Source organism: Blautia marasmi, assembly GCF_900258535.1.
GTDB lineage: Bacteria > Bacillota > Clostridia > Lachnospirales > Lachnospiraceae > Blautia > Blautia hominis.
Genome location: NZ_OIWX01000001.1, coordinates 3,278,038 through 3,297,686 on the forward strand (window position 1 = coordinate 3,278,038; position 19,649 = coordinate 3,297,686).

Below are 19,649 nucleotides of genomic sequence, written 5' to 3' on the forward strand. Positions count from 1 at the left end.
GCAAAAATCCATGCAGAATCGCCTTGGCGATGTGCGGTCAGCGCAGTAGAGGCACGGACCGATCCAATGGTTATCCCAATTTTACAAATTAAGAAAAGAGGAAAAAATAATATGATGTATCTATGGCTGCTGCTGGGCTTTGTATTCCTGGTGAAGGGAGCTGATCTGTTTGTGGACGGATGTTCTTCCATCGCAAAGACACTGCGGGTTCCATCCATTATCATCGGTCTGACGATCGTGGCGTTCGGGACCAGTGCACCGGAGGCTTCCGTCAGTATCATGGCCTCCCTGTCAGGTAATAATGATATTGCCATCAGTAATGTCATTGGCTCCAATCTGTTTAACAGTCTGGCTGTTATCGGCGTCTGCGGTGTCGTCCTGCCTATGAAAATACAGGGCGGGCTGCTGAAAAAAGAAATGCCTTTCTCTATCCTTGTCACAGGACTTCTGCTTTTATTCTGTATGCTTTCCGTTGGAGGGACAAAGGGAGTTCGGCAGATTGGACGTCTGGAGGGGCTGATACTGCTTCTGCTGTTCGCCGGATTTTTGTATATGCAGATAAAATCAGCGCTGAAGACGCGTACCGTTAGGCCTGAGGAGGAAAATATCGGGAAAAAGCTGACCCCTGTCAGGAGCATTGTATATGCTGTTCTGGGTATTGCCATGATCATTATAGGCGGGGAATTAGTCGTTGACAGCGCCAGTGAAATTGCTGCCGCTTTTGGCATGAGCCAGACACTGATCGGACTGACCATTGTGGCCATCGGCACCTCCCTGCCGGAGCTTGTGACCTCTGTGGTGGCATCCACAAAAGGCGAGAACGATTTGGCTATGGGTAATGTTATTGGCTCCAATATATTCAATATTCTGCTGATCATCGGCGCATCAGCAGCAATATCCCCTATGGCTATCCGTATGGAGTCTATCTATGACGGAGCGGTGCTGCTGCTCATGAGTATCATACTTTTCGTCCTGGCGAAAAAGGGAGAAAAGATCAGCAGAGGAGAAGCCATTGCGCTTCTGGTGCTCTATGGAGGATATACGGCTTATATCATTATGCGGTGAGGACAGTAAATTTAATCCGGGATTTTCTTACGGCAGCAGGGCATAAAAAGGCCATGCTGCTGTTTTTTTTGCGCTTTCGAGGTTGTGATCACATCTGGCGGATGCTATAATGAAAAACAGATTGTTCCGCAGAGAGTGGAGGATTTATGCGGACAGTACAGGACAAAGGGTGAGGGAAGAAAATATGCTGACAAGAAAAGAGATGAAGCAAAAAGCCAGACAGTCTCTGCGGAAGCATTATCTGATGTTTGTGACAGTCTGCGTTGCTGCGGCTATACTGGGAACTGAGTTTTCCGGTTCTCTGGATGGGATAAAGATCGAATCCAGAGAGGAGCGCAGCCCGGAGACAACGGTTACAGGGATTGTGGGCAGACAGCCCAATCTGTCAGATGTGGTGCTGGATGCACTGCAGGGGAATGAGGAGGAGAGCCGGGAGCTGTCAGAAGAACTGAAAGAACAGGCAGTGCAGAACACAAAGGAAGGCAGAGGCAGTGCGGCTCTGGGAAGGAGCAGAGGTGTCCTGGCAGGGTTTGTGAATTCCGTTACATCGGGTTCTATCCTGGTTACGCTGATCGCTGCCGTGAATTCCATGGTGGGATCAGCGGGAATCACGGTCTTTCTTTTTATTGTGCTGAGTCTGCTGCTGGCCCTGGGGGCCTGGGTCTTTTTGTTCAATATGTATACCGTGGTATCCAGACGTATTTTTCTGGAAGGCCGTGTGTATGAGAAGCTGACTATCCAGCGTTTTGCCTTCCTGCTCAGGGTGAAGAGATGGACAAAAGTGTCTCTTACCATGGCTTTGGCATCCCTGTATCAGATGTTGTGGGCATTGACGATCGTGGGCGGTATCATCAAACGGTATTCTTATTTTCTGGTACCATACATTGCAGCCGAAAATCCAGATATTTCCCCTAAAAAAGCTGTCAATCTCTCAAGAAAGATGATGCATGGGCATAAATGGGAATGTTTTGTCTTTGAACTTACTTATTGGGGCTGGGATGTGCTGGGGAGTCTGACCTTTGGCCTGACTGCCATTTTTTACTCCAACCCTTACAAGACAGCAGCGTTCAGCGAATTTTATGTCCAGATGAGAGATTTGGCAAAGGAAAAGAAAATAGAGGGCTATGAGCTACTGAATGACAGGTATCTGTTTGAAAAGGCTGATGAAGATGTGATTTTCGAGGCGTATGGGGATTCCCTTGCTTCCGTTTGGGAGGAAGAGGAGCAAGAGCCTGAGAAACTGAGAGGGGTTGCAGGATTTCTTGCAAATGTTCTTGGAATCACAGTCATCAACAGGCAGGATGAGCGTGCTTACGAAGAATACCGGAACGGACAGGCAAAATATCAGATGATAAAAGCAGCGGTGGAAGGGGTGGTCTATCCTGAAAGACTGTTTCCCATCCCGGAGGCAGGGAAGCGCCAGAAGCTGGAGACCCTGCGTTATATGCGCCGCTATTCCGTGTGGTCTGTGATCCTGCTGTTTTTTGCATTTTCCTTAATGGGATGGGTGTGGGAAGTGAGCCTGCATCTCATAACAGACGGTGTATTTGTGAACCGGGGAGTTCTGCATGGTCCCTGGCTGCCTATTTATGGAACCGGAGGCGTTATGATACTGGCGGTTCTGAATAAATTTAGGGAAAAGCCTCTGGTGGAATTTCTCTTGACCATTGTGCTGTGCGGCTGTGTGGAATACTTTACCTCCTGGTTTTTGGAGATTACCCACAATGGAGAGAAGTGGTGGGATTACAGCGGATATTTTCTCAATCTGAATGGGAGGATCTGCGCGGAAGGCCTTCTGGTCTTTGGACTGGGAGGAATGGCTATTGTCTATGTGGCTGCGCCGCTTCTGGATGATCTCATTAGGAAAATACCCTATAAGATACTGATCCCTGTGTGTATCACCCTGCTGGCTGTATTTGGAGCCGATGAGGTTTATTCCAACCGGCACCCAAATACGGGGAAGGGGATCACGGACTATACAGGTGCGTGGATAGAGGAGCAAGAAGTCCGGACATGAGAGGTGTGTCCGGGCTTTTTTTGTGGTAAAAAGGCAGGGATGAGGCGGGTTTGGGGTTGTAGGATTTGACTGAAAATTATATAATGGTAATAAGTATTAACAGATATTATGGCGTGATTTACAAGGAGGAACCAGTAAAAGGAGAGAGAACCAAAGAGGGGAGGAAAATTTATGGGTAATATGTCAGCAGATGAAAAGACTTTTATCCGGAAACAGAGGGGAAGTTTTGGAGCGGTGGCGTTCGGCAGTAAGATGCTGTCGTTTCTTACAGCAGCTGGTATGATGTCATATATGATGGAGAACACGGAAATTTCCGGGGATGCGGCACGGGCCATAATGGTAATTGGTTTGGCAGGGGCTTTTTTTGCTGCTTTTATTTTAAGTCTGGTCATAGACAGAACCAGGAAAAAATCGGGACGCAGTAAACCCTGGATATACACAGGGATTGTTTTAGTGGCTGCAAGCACACTGATGAGCCTGCATGTGCCAAGGGCTGCTGTGGGGATTGAAACGGTATATGTGGGAATCATATTTTTTGTATGGTGTTTTGGTATGAAATTGCTGCTCTTTCCTGCAGATGCGCTGCTGGCAGGGATGACCCAAAATGCAGCAGAGCGGACGAATCTTGCCTCGGTGAAAGGGGTTGCTGGAGGAATGGCTGTGATCTGCACCGGTTTTATTGTTGGCAGCTTCACAGCTCCGGGGCTTCAGGGGGGTGACGGCGGCAGAAAATATGTGCTTGTTTTTACGGCAGTGATTTTGGCTTCTATGCTGCTTGGAAGCATATTTTTGAGAGAGACATATCTTCCCCCTGTTCCGGACAGCCAGAAAATGAGCATAAAAGAATGCGGAGAAGATTTGAAGGCATTTTTTAAAGACCGATACTTTTGGCTCCTGCTGCTTTATGGGGGAATGCTGATGTTCGCTGTCTCTGTTTTTTCCTTTCTTAAAGGAGAATACGCATACTGGGTTTTGGGGGAACCTGCAAATGCTGATTTTGTAAAGGCTGTTACATACGGTGTGCCCCCAGCGGCATATCTGGCGGTACCGTTTCTGACCGGAAAAATGACAAAAAGGCAATGTGCACTGCTGGGCACAACAGTCTATGGGGCGGCCTGCATTCTGATGCTTGTCAGTTTAAAAATGCGGCCTGCCTATTACCCTGCGCTTGTAATGGAGGGGATTGGCAGCGGATTTATGTGGGCAATGCTTTGGGCTATGGAGCCGGATGTTTTTGACCATGTGGACCATTTTACGGGAAGGGCGCGCGCGGTATTTCCTGTGACAGTTATCTCGGCAGTCATAGCGGTGGGAGCCAGTTTAGCAAGCGTGGTAAGGCAGAACCTGGCAGCGCTTGCAGTAAATCCGGGAAAACTGGCTGAGACTGCTGCGCAGATGGCTGGCCGGAAACCGTTTATAGCGCTTGAGTTTATTTTGATTCCCCTTGCTGTGTGCGGGGGGCTGGCAGTTGTGCTGCGGTTTTATAGGCTGGATGAGGAATATCCTGAAATCAGGGTGGGGCTGGACAGAAGATATGAAAAGGAAAGATAAAGTAACCTGAGAATAGGATATAGAACAAACATTCGGTTTGCTATATACTTTTGGGAGATATTTTGCTATAATTCTTTAGTAAGTATAGGGATAGTTGTTTATTATAAGCATTTTATTGTATAATAAATTACGTCAGAGTAAGTAAGACGGTTCGGTTAAACAAAGTTTATTTATATAGTTGTAGGAACTATTAAAACGTGGTAAATTGATCACAATGACAGGATATGTGAATTGATGAAAGCCTCAGATTTAGAGTTTGCAGCTAAATTTATAATAGAAATGTATGGTAAATGAGAAAAAATGAAATTGCCTGTAGATAGTTTGTATAAACTGATTAGAATGAAATATGTATAATTGATTTTGGGTATAATTTTAGAAGATAAATAGTTCTAGAATATTTAGTGTGAATTTATATTACAAATGGATAAGGACAAGAAAAATGATAATAAATAAACATTCAAGTTTTTATATAAGAAACGGATGGCCTACGAAGATAATAGATGCAATTATGACTGAAAAATATATATTTTCACCCAATTATGAATTGGACGCAGTCGATGAAATTGGTGTCGGACGAGTTATGGTTCGTGCAATGCGTTATTGGGGCGGGGTTTTGGGCCTTATGGAGGAAGTGAAAACGCCTACAGGAATTGCGTGTCAACTGACAGAACTAGGAGAATTCATTAACCAACACGATATTTTTTTTCAACGAAAAGGTTCTCTTTGGCTTTTGCATAGGAATTTAGCTAGAAATGAAGAACTTGCAACGGCTTGGTATTGGGCCTTTAATGAATTTCATAAAAGAGAATTTAAAAAAAGTGATTTTGTCGAAGCATTTTATCTCTATCTCATGCGGAATCAATATATGTACAAGAAACCCGCAATTGGGAAAGAATTTGACTGTTTTAAAAATACATATGTGAGTGACAGTGGATTTGATTTCAAGAGTATAATAGAGGAGGATACAATTCCATTTTTTGCACCGTTAGGCTTGATTGAATATCAGGGAGCAGGTATTTTCAAAAAAGCAGCAGTCAAGATGAGAGATATACCAAAAGAGATATTGTATTATTCAATTCTAAAAGATAATGAGCAACTATTAAAGGAAAATCGACAGATAGATATCGAAACACTGCTGAAAGATAAAAAACAAATTGGTAGGTATTTTTCTCTTTCTTACGTTGAATTGTTGGAAGCTTTGCAATTATTGGAAAATCGTAAATGGATTCGTCTTTTTAATAATTTTGGAAATCGTTATATTGAAGTGCGGAAAATAGATAGTGATGCATTATTAAAACGATATTATACTACAATGGGAGAAGAATAAAATGTCTTATCAAGACCTTATTTTACAAGAAAGTGAATTTACATATTCGGCAAATATTCAGTTTGATGTTGAGAATGATAGAAAGCTTGCACAATTTATTCCTAATGAAGCAATGCTTTCATTATTAAAAGAATTTTTTGTTGACATAATTAGAAGTAAACCGATTATACATTCTAGGATATTGTATGGATCTTATGGAACTGGGAAATCACATTTTTTAACGATTTTGAGCCAGTTACTAGGAAAGAGAAATCTGAATGGTAATGGATATACAAATTTTATTAATAGAATATCGGATTATGATATGGAGCTTTCTAATGATATACAAAATTTTGTTATTGATTCTGCTAAAAAACCATATTTAATAGTTCCAATTGTATTTGACTTTGATGATTTTGAACGATGTATATATTTTTCATTACAGAAAGCCCTTGAGCGGGCTCAAATAAAAGTAAATTTTAAAATTTTTTATACACAGGCATCTCAGTTATTGGAGCAGTGGGAATCGTCAGAAGAATCTAGGGAGCGTTTATTATATTCTTGCGAAAAAAATGGTATAACACTTTCTGAACTAAAAGATTCATTAAAATTAATGGAAAAAAATTCAGAAGGAATTTTTCAAAAGATTTTTGCAGACATAACGTTTGGTGTGAAATTTATTTATGAAACTGCAGACATTATCGAGATCCTTCAGCAAGCAAATCATGAAATTGCAGATAGATATAGTGGAATTATATTTATTTTTGATGAATTTGGGCGCTATATGGAAGATAATATTAAAAATATACGGATAATTTCGGTACAGCGTATAGCTGAATTTTGTGATCATAGCGCTTGGAATAATCATATTATTTTAGTCTCACACAAAGAAATTGCGCAATACACAGTAGGATACAATAATCTTATTAGTGACGAATGGAAAAAAGTCGAGGGGCGTTACAAGGCTATATCAATCAACGATAAGGACGAGCAGTGTTTAACTCTTTTGAAACATATCCTTATTAAGCATGAGCCGAAATGGACTCAATTTAAGAAACAATTCTCTAAACAGTTAGGGAAATTGGCTTTAGAAAATGTTGACTTTAAAGGGTTTCTATCAAATCTTTCTGGAACAGAAAATATATGTGAAGACTGTTTTCCACTTCACCCAATATCATTATACGCACTGGACAAGTTGTCTAAGCATGTAGCGCAAAGTGAAAGAACTTTTTTTACGTACCTTGCCAGCAATAACGAAAATAGTCTTTATCAATTTTTGCAGAAACATGATTTAAGTACTTTTCATTTTGTCGGGCTAGATGAAATATATGATTATTTTGAACCCAATATTCAATCGCTGCAGAGTGACCCTGTTTATGATTGGTATCGGAAACTTCAAGCAGCATTGGCTAAAGCAGGGAAATCAGAATCTGATTGCAATACAGAAGTGAAAATTTTGAAATCTATTGCACTGATAGGTATTTTAAATGAAACGGAAATATTGACAGCTGATAGAAAAACACTCATAAATGTAATAGACGACGAAGAAAATGCGATTGGAAAGGCTATTGATTGGCTTTGTGAGAAACGCATTATCCGTTACTTTGGGTTTTACAATTGGTACGAGTTTTATGATACCAGTATTTTCAATATCGATGATATGTTGAATGAAGAACTTTCTCATGTGAATGACGAAGCAATGCTTAAGGTTATGAACGAGGAGTTAATTGATTTTGTAATCTATCCTCGTCGTTATAATCGGGACTATAAGATATCTCGTGTTTTGGTTCCAATATTTATTACAGTTGAAGAAATAAAAAAACAATCATTTTCTAGCCAATTGAATACTAGCTATGATGGTTATATAATTATGCTTATGGGGGATGACGATACATCGGAAGAAGAGATACTTCTTCTGTCATGCCAGTTTCAGCGAGCTATAATATTTTGTAGACGAAATTGTAAAGATCTGAGAGAGGCTGCCAAAAGATATGTAGCTCTTCACTATTTGGAAATAGATAAAGATAAATACGTAGAAAAAGATCCTACGTTTGAAAAAGAATTGGATTTTCATAAAAATGAATTATCTTCGGAGATTAGCCAATTAATTAAAATATGGAGAACAGATTTAAAAGAAGATAGTATAATCGGTATATATGGAAAAAAATGTTGTGTTTATAATGAGGCGGAATTAAATGAATGTGCAAGTCAATTGATGTATGATATTTTCCCTGACACATTGATTGTTAATAATGAGTTGATTAATAAAAATATTATTTCTGCGACTATTCAAAGTGCAAAAAGAAATGCAATTCAGTCTATTTTAACAGGAGATGAGGAACAGAAGTATTTTGGGCTCCCTTTTCTTTCTCCGGATTTTATTGCTGTTCGTTCTGTTTTAACTAAAAATGGATTTTATGGTGAAACAGAGTTCGAGAACAAACTGACAAATGGCAAGTGTCCGCAAATCGAAGTGAAAAATATGCTAGATAATTATTTGCAAAAGGCCAAGAGTGCATTTGTAGAACTGGAGGATATTATAAATGGATTAAAGATGCCTCCGTTTGGGCTGCGTGAAGGATATCTTTCCTTACTTTTAGCATACTGGTTTTCTCCCTTCAAAAAATCTTTGTTAATTGATAGCCATGGAAAGGAACAGGAAATAACGACAGAATTATTTGAAGAGATAGTGAGACGCCCGCATGATTTTAGAATATACATTAGTTCTTGGTCAACAGAGCAGCAACAGTATTTGGAGCGGCTCGAAGAGTTATATGGGGATTATTTAGATGAAACACTTGTTAATAAGAATCGATTAAAAGCAATTTATGAAGCAATGTTTCTTCATTTTAAAAGTATCTCAAAATTTGCTCGAATGACAGAAATGTTTGTGTCGGATCAAAGTAAAAGATATCGGACATTAATGAGTAAAAGTTATACAAATTATTCACAATTTTTATTTCAAGATTTAAATGCTTTGACAGGAAATTATTTATCTTCTATAGAATTGATTTGTAATATAAAAGAAGAATTAGAAAGTGTTACTGATAAAATGGAAATATTATTGGAACGAGAAATCCGAGGAATCTTTATACTAGGAAAAGAGGTTTCACTTTCTCAGGCATTTAAGAAATTAAATGAGGAGCGTTGGGGCAGCAAGCAAGATAAAGTATTTGATTATTATACAAATGCAGTTTTGGATATTATTAGAAATTTATCCGGAAAAGAAGGACGTCATGAAGTTATTGCTGCACTTTCAAAGAGCATTACTGGATTTGCTATAAATTATTGGAATGATGCTCATAAAGCAGAGTTTATCGAAAAGCTTGTTATTGTAAATGAAAAATTGGAAAAGGAACAATCGACACAGGATTTGCATGAAAATGAGACTAAAATGGTTTTAAGTTCTTCAGCAGGGGAAGAATACTCTGTAGTTTTCGATAAAACAGAACTATCAGATTTAGGAAAGGTAATGAAAAATAAGATTGATTCTACATTAAATAATTTTTCTCAAGGAGTGGTATACGAGGAAAAGATACAAGTATTGCTTACATTGTTAAAGGAACTGATTCACTTAAACTAAAATGGAGGAAAAATGGTATACTGGTGCGAGCATTGTGCGATTCCCATTATAGGCAAGGAGATATGCCCGATTTGTTATGGAAAGGGAAAGCTGATTTCGGCAAATGGTGTCTGCAACCCTGTTTTTAGACAGGAAAAAAAATTGCTATCATTGATTTGGGGGATGGACGTTAGCGAGAGTTTTGTATGGTATCTAGGAGCAGGTTATTATCTATTGAATGGAAAAAGAAAGCGTCTTCCTTTTGGTGATTTTTATAAGAGAAAGCATCACATGGAAATTGCAGAAATTCTACGTGGTGATATTGATAAAGGCGATTCTATACCAAATCAGGAGCAATTTCTACATGCTAATGAATCATATATTATAGATAAAATATTTGAGGCGGAAAATTATGTAAAACAACTCTATGAAGATATTGCAAGAAATCAAAAACATCCATATATGCCTACCGTTTCTTTTTCTGGTGGAAAAGATTCCACGGTGGTAAGCCGTATTGTTAGGGATGCGCTTCAGTCTGAAACGATTATTCATTATTTCGGTAATACTACTTTGGAATTTCCAACTACTTATCAATATGTAGAATCAGAATTCAGGAATGAAAATCCATTTACGCCCATGCTGCCGAGTGAGACGGAGAATGACTTTTTTAAACTATGTCAAGTATTTGGCCCTCCAAGTAAATTTGAACGTTGGTGTTGTACGATTTTTAAAACCAGTAATTTAAATTCAGAATTACAGAATTTAGAGGGGGATAGTCTGTCATTTTTAGGTATCCGGCGTAGTGAGTCAAGAGAACGGCAGAATTATGAGAGGACACAAAAAGACTCAAAGATTGGTTCGCAAATTAATGCTATGCCTTTAATTGATTGGAAAGATTGTGATGTCTGGCTTTATATTTTATATAAAAGTTTAATATTTAATGAAGCGTATCGGTGGGGATATAAAAGAGTTGGATGCTTCTGCTGCCCCAATAACTCTGATTGGTCATCTATGCTTACAGAAATATATTATCCAGAACTTTCGGATAAATGGAAGAAAGTCCTTTATAACTTTGCAGAAAAAACTGGAAAAACAGAAGCGGAAGATTATGTAGAAAATGGAAAATGGAAAACGAGAAAAGGGGCAAGCGGTTTGACGACGCGAAATGTTGCAATTGCGGATACTGCTTGTAACCTATCAGAGAGAGCAAGAAATATTATAATTAAGAAAAAATTATCAAGAGACGTTTTAGAGTTTTTCAAGCCGTTTGGTAAATTAGATGTGTTTGATAAAGAGGATGCGACTTATATTACGATACAGGAAAAGGATATTATTAGTCCAGATGGCATGGTTCTTCAACCGGGGAGAAAACTTTGCCAAATAATTATTGCATTTGGTACAAATATCATCAAAGTGTTACCTGAAAAAGGTATTGATGCATTATTGCTGATAAATCGAATAAAATGTCAAATGCGTAAGTATCAATTCTGTATTCGTTGTACAGCTTGTGATTCTGTTTGTCCATATGGTGCAATCACGACGACTGGAAATGAGCGGTACCATGTGGATGCAGTAAAATGTAAACAGAACATGTCAGCTTGTTCAAAATGTATTGCTAAGTTTTATAATGGGTGTATTACATGTCAGGTATTGGCAGGAAAAAAAAAGTATTTCCGCAGATGAGAACATTGATATGTAAAAAATGAAAGGTGGAGATATGATTTACTTTGATAATGCAGCTACTTCACGTATGAAACCGGAATGTGTTTTTGATGCCTATATGTATTATTTGAAAAATATTGGAACAAGCCCAGGACGGGGAAGTTACAAATTAGCAATAGAGGCATCTCGAATGCTTTATCAAGCGAGAAAAACAATAGCAAAATATTTTGGGGTTAGAGAACCATCCAATGTGGTATTTACAAAAAACTCCACAGAAGCAATCAATTTGTTTTTGAGGGGGTATTTGAAAAAGGGTGATCATGTACTGATAAGTCCATTAGAACATAATGCTGTTTTAAGGCCATTGCATGCATTAAAGGAAAAAGGTATTATATCCTATACAGTATTACCTGAAGATGTTTTTTATAAAGAAACAAAACAGATTGACCAATTTATTTTACCGAATACACGATTGGGAGTTTTCACTTTGGCAAGTAATCTTACTGGTCAACTTGTTTTTTCCTCAAAAGTAGCATTAGAGTTAAAGAAAAGAGGGATTGATGTCTTTGTTGATGCTTCGCAAGGAGGCGGTAAAGGATTTTTGCATATGCAAAAAGATGCAATTGATTATTTGGCATTTACAGGTCACAAAGATTTAATGGGACTTCCTGGAGTAGGAGGATTATGTTCTCTCCGAGAACTAAAAATAGAACCTTTGATTCAAGGAGGAACCGGGATTCGTGGTGATAGCTATCTTAATCCAGAAATATTTCCAGAAGCATATGAATCGGGTACATTGAATATGCCCGCTATTTGGGCGTTAAAGGTAGCAGTCGATTATGTTTCTGAGAACCAACATTGGATAAATAAGACAGAGGCTGAACTAATGGAGTATTTAATCAAAGCCCTTGTTAGAATACCTGAAATTGAAATTTACCGGGTGGAAAAAGAACGTGTATCTACCATTTGCTTTAATGTAAATGACATCAAGTCTAGTGAAGTTGTGGAACGTCTAAGCAAAAAGGACATTTGCGTCAGAGGTGGAATTCATTGTGCAATACTTGCTCATGAAACTTTAGGAACAGTAAAGACAGGAGCAATAAGAGTAAGTTTGAATTCTTTTAATACCAAAAAGGAAATTAAACTATTTATAAATGCTTTAGAGGAGATTATAGCAGATGTATCTAATATTTTATAAAACAAGCGATGTTTTTGCAGCCGAAGAGTGTTTAAAAGAAAATGGGTATATTCCGGAGGTGGTACCGACTCCAGTGCAGGATAGGGCTTACTGTGGTGTGTGTCTTAAAGTGGGAGAATGTGATAAAGGTATTTTTGATAAATATCTTCCACAATTAGAATATAGTATTCTGGAATCCTAATAAGTAAAAGGGGATAATATGTATCAGACTTCTAAAAAAAAGGGAGAGCCATATCTGCCGGAGAGTGTAAAACTTCATGATTTTCAGAAAGAAGCGATAGAAAACTGGGTAAAACAAGATTATAGAGGAATTTTTGATATGGCAACCGGAACTGGCAAAACTTTTACTGGTTTGGGAGCTATTGTACGTTTGTTCAGGGAAAAAGAACATTTAGCGGTATTTATAGTTTGTCCATATCAGCATCTGGTGGAGCAGTGGGCAGAGGATGTAAGAAGGTTTCATATGTACCCAATAATTGGTTATTCTGCGTCCAGACAGAAAGATTGGAAGCAGCGACTGAAATATGCAATCTTAAATTTCAAAAGGGGCAAAATCAGTATAATGTGTTTTATCACAACAAATGCTACATTTGCTTCAGCGTTTGTCCAGGAACAGATGGAGGAATTAGATGGAGATGTAATGCTTCTTGTAGATGAAGCGCATAATTTTGGTTCAGCACAGTTAAGTAATACTCTGAAAGAAAATGTCCAGTATCGCTTGGCGTTATCTGCAACATTAGAGAGATTTAGAGATTCTTATGGTACTCAAGTTTTGTATGATTATTTCGGAAAAAAATGTATTGAGTATGGTCTTGAACAAGCAATACGTGAGGAAAAACTGACACCATATTATTATTATCCTAGAGTGGTTTATCTGACAGATGAAGAATTAAACGGTTATCGTGATCTGTCAAAAAAAATTGCAAAATATTGTCGTACAGCATCTGATGGAACAATGGAGATTAGTGAGAAGGGAAAAAGACTTCTCATTGAACGTTCAAGGATTGTGGCAGGGGCTTCAGGAAAAATACAATTGTTGAAAGAATTAATGTATCAATATAAAAATGATTCTCATATTTTAATCTATTGTGGTGCTGCGAGAGAGTACAATTCATCAAGAGAAATTTCTGAGCCGGACAGGGAAGAGGAGCGACAAATTGTGGCAGTATCAAAGATGCTTGGACATGACTTAGGAATGAGAGTAGTACATTTTACTTCAGCGGAGTCTATGAAAGAGAGAGAGCAGATAAAGGAGCGTTTTAGTAAAGCTGATCCTTATCAGGCAATTGTGGCCATTAAATGTTTGGATGAAGGGGTAAATATTCCTGGAATTAAAACGGTATTTATCTTGGCAAGCAGTACAAATCCTAAGGAGTATATTCAGAGAAGGGGAAGGGTTTTAAGAAAAGCATCGGGGAAATATTATGCGACAATTTATGATTTTATTACATTGCCCAGAACATTAAGCAGCGTAGACAGTTTACAGGAGGAGGTTCGAGCTGATTTGGGATTGGTAAAAAAAGAGATTAAACGAATGCGGGAATTTGGTGAATTGTCCAAAAATCCCTCAGATGCAGACCGGCTAATAAATGAACTGACTGACGCATATGGATTAAATCGAATTGCAGAGGGAGGAAATTATTATGAATGAGCATTTAGATGAGCGAAAACTAAATCGTATAAAAGTGAAGGTAATAGAGTTAGAGAAAGAGAATGGGATTCGAAAAAAGTCTAATGATGAAATGGTGGAGAAGATCAGAAAGTATATCGAAAGGGTGGTTGAGGGAAAATGAGAATAGAGAAGTTAACCTTATATAACTTTCGGCAATTTATTGGTGAACAGACAATTCATTTCTCTTCCAGTGAAGATAAAAATGTAACTGTAATAATAGGGGAGAATACATCAGGAAAAACAACTTTGATACGTGCTTTAGAATGGATTCTTTACGGTGATGTTAAATTTACAGATAAAACGCTTCTAAACAAAAGTGTTGTGGATAATCTTATGGCAGATGAAACTCAAGAGGTCCGTGGAGAAATCTGTTTGGAGCATAACGGAACAGAATACAAGATTCAGAGAAGACAACAATACACATGCATCGGCGAAGGTAAGGTAAGAGGGACGCGTAAAGAACAACAAATTTTATACACTCAACCAGATGGACAAACAAAGACAATTGTAAAAGGTGATTTTAAAGAAAATATAGAGCGGATTTTACCAGAGGAATTGTCTAGTTACTTTTTTTTCGGAGGTGAACGGTTATCTGAGATTACAGATAGTAAAGATATTGCGGACTCGGTAAAAGGATTGATGGGACTAAACGTCCTTAATAGTGCAGTCACTCACCTGAATGGTGTAATAAATAAACTAAAAAAAGGGTTAGATTTATCAAAGGATAAAGAAGCGGAGGAGACACAAATTCAGCTGGGTGTGGTTGAAACAGAATTACAGCAAAAGGTAATGGATCTGAAAAACGTAGATGTACAACTGCAGTATTATCGCGATGAAAAAGAAAGGTATGCGGCTCAGCTGAAAGCAAATGAAAATATCGCAGAGGAACAAAATAAAAGGGAGTATTTGGAAGTAAGAATAAAAGAACTCGAAGAACGAATTCATCGCGCAGAAAATGAGTTTATTTCTGTGTTTAGCCGGGATGCGTTTGCATTTTTTGGTATGCCATTACTAAGAGAGGCAATAGAAATGCTGCATATGTCACAGGATATTGTAGAAAGTGTGCCTGATATGACGGCATCTTCAATTGATTATTTAATCAACCGCGGATATTGTATATGTGGGGAGAAAATTGAGAAGGGTTCTTCCTTGGAGTCCAGTTTGTTAAAAGAGAGAGCAAAACAACCTCCAGAAGCAATAGGGGCATTGGTACATCGTTTTAGGGAACAGGCGTTAGAATATCTTGCAGTTGGTGAACAATATGAGGCGGGAGTAAATGTAAAGTATGAAGATATCATTGCGCTCAAATTGGAGTGGGGATATAGTATTGATGAGAAAGAAGACTTGGATAATCGTTTAAAAGATAAAATTAAGATTGCTGATTTGGAGCTAAAATATAAAAATGCAGAATCCAGGATTGCAGAGTACGAAAAAGAAAAAGGGAAAATTCAGGAGACTATAGGTGTATGTAAAAGAGACATAAATAATTTAGACGAAACATTAAAGCATTACATATTAAATGATAAGAAAAACGCTAAAATTTCTTTACAGATAAATTATGCTAGTGAGGTTCAGGAATGGGTTCTGAAAGCGTATAAAGAAAGAGAAAAAGTAATACGCGAGAGTCTTGAAGAAAAGGTAAATGGGAATTTTCAAAAAATATATCATGGTTCTAGAAAGATTATGATTGATGAAAAGTATACAGTTAAGTATTATGATGTGACAATAGATGAATCAGACGGTTTAAAAGCTGTAAAAAATCTGGCATTTGTATCGGGATTGGTAGAGCTGGCAAAAGAAGTTCTTGAATTGAATAGTACCGTTGATATAGGTCCTTTATACTATCCTCTTGTAATGGATGGACCATTCTCAAATATAGATAAGGAGCATATAGAAAATATATCTAAAATACTTCCAGAAGCTGCAGAACAGATAATTATTGCTTTGATGGAAAAGGATTGGGAGCACGCAGAGTTAATAATGAAACCATATGTTGGGAAAGTTTATAAGATTGAAAAAAGTAAAGATTTTGCAGGTAAGGATTTAGAGACAATTTCCTATATTAGGGAGGTGCAATGATGTTTGACAAAGATATACAGATAAGAGGAAAACATGCTACTTATTGGAAAGCATTGAGCAAGGGACCTGCTAATGCAAGGGATACTAGTAAAAGTTTTAAGGTTTTTGAGAATTATATATATGTATATATGTTGGCACCAATTATTGGTATCGTCTATGGACACAGAGGAAAGATTGATTCAACCAATAGTAAAGATACAGCAGGTATGTTAGCTGAAATATTAATTAAAAATCAGAGTAAGCTAAAATACATTTACCGCCTCATCATGTTATTAGATGACTCGGAGGGACTAACAAAAGAAGAGAAACTAAATAGGGCTTTTCACGAAGATGATAATGAAGAATCGACAAAGGCAGGATTGGCAGTTTTTCATTCCTATTTTCTTGGTGGCTTAGAAATATTATATGAAAATTTTGTAGAGCGGTGTATAACAGATGAAGATTACATTCAGCGTATGTACGAATTTGTAGAAGAATTTAAACGAGAGCAAAAGATTGACGAAACTCCTCTTGATATTAATGAACTGTTGAAAAGCAGATAAAGAGAAATATTATTGTGAGAGGTAGCTTATATGAACAAAAATACTGAAGATAAATTTGGGGATTCAGAGGAAGTTTATGTAGAAGAACTGATGGATAAATTGAGTGAAGAAGCTTTTTTAGATGCTAGAATCATGCTTGAGCAGCTAACGAGATTAGAAAATCAGAATAAAAAGGATCTCCATACTTCAACATTTACACATGAGACTGTAATCTTTGATAAGTCTGATGAAAAGTTAATATCCCATACTGAATTGATTAGAATGGTTGATGTTCAAGCTGAAACAATTATGCGCTATTTAAGAGAAGGAAAATTGTTGCCTGATTATGTTAAAGAAGATTCAAAGCCTTATTTTACTATTGCCAGTACGAAGGCATATGCAGAAAAGTACGGTTGGAATTTAATTTTAAATGAACGTTTGAATGCAGTATTTTATGATGTTTTATCAGGGAAAAGGATGTGTTATTCATATAAACCAGTATTGATAAAGGCAATGTTAGAATATGCATCACCTTCTGATGGGGAATGTAGTATGGATGATATTATTACATACTTTAGGGCCTTTTATGCAGATAGACGTTCTAAGAATTTGTTTGTTGAAAAAGAGCGAAGTGTTTTTGCAAGAAAAGAATACACTGACCAGGAAGCCAGAAAAGTGATATTGCACTATCCTTATAAGAGATTTGCGGACATGCAGTTGATGCATTATGAAAGAGGACGCCAAATTATTGGATTCCACCCTTATTTATGGAAAGGGTTTACTGATGAGGAAAAAATAAGAATCATAAGTGTTTGTGATAATAATTTACAACAGTATTATGCAAAGTTTTAAATTGTGCTAGGGTTTAACGGAAAGATAAAAAGAGGTGCGGGTATGGAAGCCAGATCGATATCGCTTCATAGGCTAGGGGACAATAAGATACAGAAATTAGTTGTTCCTTTTTTTCAAAGACATTACATATGGGAACAGGAGAATTGGGAAAAACTTTATAATGATTTTACAACTCCTGAAATAAAACCTTTTTTAGGCTCTATTATACTAAAAGAAGTATCAACAAATTATAACGTAGCTGAAATGAATATTATAGATGGGCAGCAGCGCTTAACTACAGTTTCTGTTTTAGCTAAGGCAATCTTTGATAGTTTACCTGAAGAGGTAAAGAAGGATCACGACTGTGGAATCCGAAGAGATGTGCAAGGTATATTATTTTATAGGGAAAATGCAGCAGACAATTTCAGTGATAGCAGGATTAAAATCGAACCTTCCAAGGCGGATGAAAAAGCATATACTAAGATTATCAGAGCTGAGATGTTTGATGAAAAAATTAATTTAGATTCTATTGACGAGGCTAGCTCTTTAATAGAACAGTGTTACAGATATTTTCGCGAAAGGCTTTCAGGAAAAACAGTAAAGGAGCTCACAGAACTTTATAATAACATTTTTAGTGACAATAAACGTGTACTTGTTATGATAACTTTGCAATATGGGGATATTAATGAGCAGACAATTTTTGATACTATAAATCGAGCAGGAGTGAAATTAAGCGTAGCAGATATCATTAAAAATAATCTGTTTAAGGCGTGCTTAGATAAAGCAGGAGATAGTGAGGATAGAAAGAAAGCTGTTATTAATGAATATGAACATGTCTGGGAAGAAGCATTCTATAAAAGTCAAGAAAATGTAAAACTTTGGGAGCAAGAGCGGATCCTGGATGATGTTAATAGAAATAATCTGGAGCTTTTATTATATTGTGTAGCCCAAATTCATTGGGGAGATGAGGCGCATCTATCAGTTAATTTGGAAAGAGTTTACGAGGAAAAGATAAGAGAATATGGATATCATGAGTTAATGGAGTTTATTACGGAGATATGTGAATATGGGGTGATATTAAAAGAATTTGTTCTTGATTTTCATTTAGGAATAAAAGAGGAGACGATTTTATTTAGATTTAAAGATCATATATCACGTTTATTTTTAATATTAGATAGATTAGATATATCTGTTTTTTATCCATATTTATTAAAGAGGCTTAAGGAATCAAAACTTGATATCACTGATAAGGAACTTGTAGATGATTTTAGAATTTTAGAATCTTTTATTATACGGAGCAAGATTTCTAAAAAAACAAATATAAATTATTCTAAAATTTGTAGTCTGCTTTTGAAAGAGGGGACTGAAGCGCTAATTGAAAAAGAAATAATGATTAAAGGTGAAGGATTGACAGATGAGGCTATTTACTCACATCTTTTTTCTGTTTCAGATGATATGGCTAAAATTTTATTGTTTTGTATTGAATTATACCGTTGCAGAGATGAGAGAAAGGATATTGCTTCTTTAGAATATCGTTATTCATTAGAACATATTATGCCGGTGAAGTGGAATAGGTATTGGAATGAGGTTGCAATCATCCGTGAAGGAGCCGTACTAGATTCAAGATCAGAATTAGGTATATGTTTTAGAGATGCCAGAATTCAGGCATTGGGTAATAAAACATTATTGACATCAAAACTTAATTCCTCCCTTCAAAATCAATCTTTTTGGGATAAAATTGAGAATAAAGAATCACGCCGTCCCGGTTATCGATCACATACATCACTAAGCATAACAAGAGAAATTGTTGAACAATTTGATAAAGGCGATTGTATATGGGATGAGGAACATATAGAAAGTCGTACACAACAACTCTTTAAAGAAGTAATAGAGATATGGCCCAGGTTTAATGAAAAGATTGCTGAAGTAAAAAAGAAGAAGGAAGAGGAAAGTGAAATAGTAATAAAATCTGATCCTGAGTTAGAGAAGTTTTCTGAAGAAGAATTAGCTGATCCTATAAAATTAATATCTGTTGTTGGTGAGCCAAGTAAACAATAATAAGTTGTTAAAGTTGACTTTTACAGTATACTGAACAAAAGAATTATATAGCATGAACATTGATTACCAGTACCTTTTCTCTTGAAATAATATAAATGTAATTTATCTTCACCCGGAGCTGAAAGAA

At 37.0% G+C, this 19,649-nt stretch carries 14 protein-coding genes; all 14 read left to right on the forward strand.

Features of this window, described 5'->3' with window-relative positions:
• Positions 1 to 111 precede the first annotated feature (111 nt).
• The 14 genes from C6P39_RS14145 to C6P39_RS14205 all read left to right on the forward strand — a co-directional run bounded on the left by C6P39_RS14145 (position 112) and on the right by C6P39_RS14205 (position 19,522).
• The gene (locus C6P39_RS14145) at positions 112 to 1,065 is read left to right on the forward strand and encodes a calcium/sodium antiporter (RefSeq protein ID WP_104804189.1); all 954 of its coding nucleotides are present in this window, start codon (positions 112 to 114) and stop codon (positions 1,063 to 1,065) included.
• Between the two features lie 109 nt (positions 1,066 to 1,174).
• Positions 1,175 to 3,082 carry a DUF975 family protein gene (locus C6P39_RS14150; RefSeq protein ID WP_242987047.1) on the forward strand — a complete coding sequence of 636 codons (1,908 nt, stop codon included), beginning with the start codon at positions 1,175 to 1,177 and terminating at the stop codon, positions 3,080 to 3,082.
• Positions 3,083 to 3,253: 171 nt separating this feature from the next.
• On the forward strand, positions 3,254 to 4,633 hold the full coding sequence (locus C6P39_RS14155) for an MFS transporter (RefSeq protein ID WP_104804190.1): 1,380 nt from the start codon (positions 3,254 to 3,256) through the stop codon (positions 4,631 to 4,633).
• A 439-nt stretch (positions 4,634 to 5,072) separates the two neighbouring features.
• Positions 5,073 to 5,960: a DUF4007 family protein gene (locus tag C6P39_RS14160; protein WP_104804191.1), complete on the forward strand. Its 888-nt coding sequence runs from the start codon at positions 5,073 to 5,075 to the stop codon at positions 5,958 to 5,960.
• A gap of 1 nt (position 5,961) precedes the next feature.
• Positions 5,962 to 9,522, forward strand: a complete 3,561-nt coding sequence (locus tag C6P39_RS14165; RefSeq protein WP_104804192.1) for a hypothetical protein — start codon at positions 5,962 to 5,964, stop codon at positions 9,520 to 9,522.
• A 12-nt stretch (positions 9,523 to 9,534) separates the two neighbouring features.
• A complete protein-coding gene (locus C6P39_RS14170; protein ID WP_104804193.1) occupies positions 9,535 to 11,184 on the forward strand; it encodes a phosphoadenosine phosphosulfate reductase domain-containing protein in 1,650 nt (549 codons plus the stop codon).
• 34 nt (positions 11,185 to 11,218) lie between these two features.
• The gene (locus C6P39_RS14175; protein WP_158661569.1) at positions 11,219 to 12,361 is read left to right on the forward strand and encodes an aminotransferase class V-fold PLP-dependent enzyme; all 1,143 of its coding nucleotides are present in this window, start codon (positions 11,219 to 11,221) and stop codon (positions 12,359 to 12,361) included.
• Positions 12,342 to 12,542: a putative Se/S carrier-like protein gene (locus tag C6P39_RS14180; protein ID WP_104804195.1), complete on the forward strand. Its 201-nt coding sequence runs from the start codon at positions 12,342 to 12,344 to the stop codon at positions 12,540 to 12,542. The genes C6P39_RS14175 and C6P39_RS14180 overlap by 20 nt, the downstream gene beginning before the upstream one ends.
• 18 nt (positions 12,543 to 12,560) lie before the next feature.
• On the forward strand, positions 12,561 to 14,012 hold the full coding sequence (locus C6P39_RS14185) for a DEAD/DEAH box helicase family protein (RefSeq protein WP_104804196.1): 1,452 nt from the start codon (positions 12,561 to 12,563) through the stop codon (positions 14,010 to 14,012).
• Positions 14,005 to 14,154 carry a hypothetical protein gene (locus tag C6P39_RS27495; RefSeq protein ID WP_158661570.1) on the forward strand — a complete coding sequence of 50 codons (150 nt, stop codon included), beginning with the start codon at positions 14,005 to 14,007 and terminating at the stop codon, positions 14,152 to 14,154. The genes C6P39_RS14185 and C6P39_RS27495 overlap by 8 nt, the downstream gene beginning before the upstream one ends.
• On the forward strand, positions 14,151 to 16,112 hold the full coding sequence (locus C6P39_RS14190; protein WP_104804197.1) for an AAA family ATPase: 1,962 nt from the start codon (positions 14,151 to 14,153) through the stop codon (positions 16,110 to 16,112). The genes C6P39_RS27495 and C6P39_RS14190 overlap by 4 nt, the downstream gene beginning before the upstream one ends.
• The gene (locus C6P39_RS14195) at positions 16,109 to 16,654 is read left to right on the forward strand and encodes a hypothetical protein (RefSeq protein WP_158661571.1); all 546 of its coding nucleotides are present in this window, start codon (positions 16,109 to 16,111) and stop codon (positions 16,652 to 16,654) included. Before C6P39_RS14190 ends, C6P39_RS14195 begins: the two co-directional genes overlap by 4 nt.
• A gap of 30 nt (positions 16,655 to 16,684) precedes the next feature.
• Positions 16,685 to 17,485 (forward strand): hypothetical protein, encoded by an 801-nt coding sequence (locus C6P39_RS14200; RefSeq protein WP_104804199.1) that lies wholly within the window; start codon positions 16,685 to 16,687, stop codon positions 17,483 to 17,485.
• Between the two features lie 42 nt (positions 17,486 to 17,527).
• The gene (locus C6P39_RS14205) at positions 17,528 to 19,522 is read left to right on the forward strand and encodes a DUF262 domain-containing protein (protein WP_104804200.1); all 1,995 of its coding nucleotides are present in this window, start codon (positions 17,528 to 17,530) and stop codon (positions 19,520 to 19,522) included.
• Positions 19,523 to 19,649: the final 127 nt, after the last annotated feature.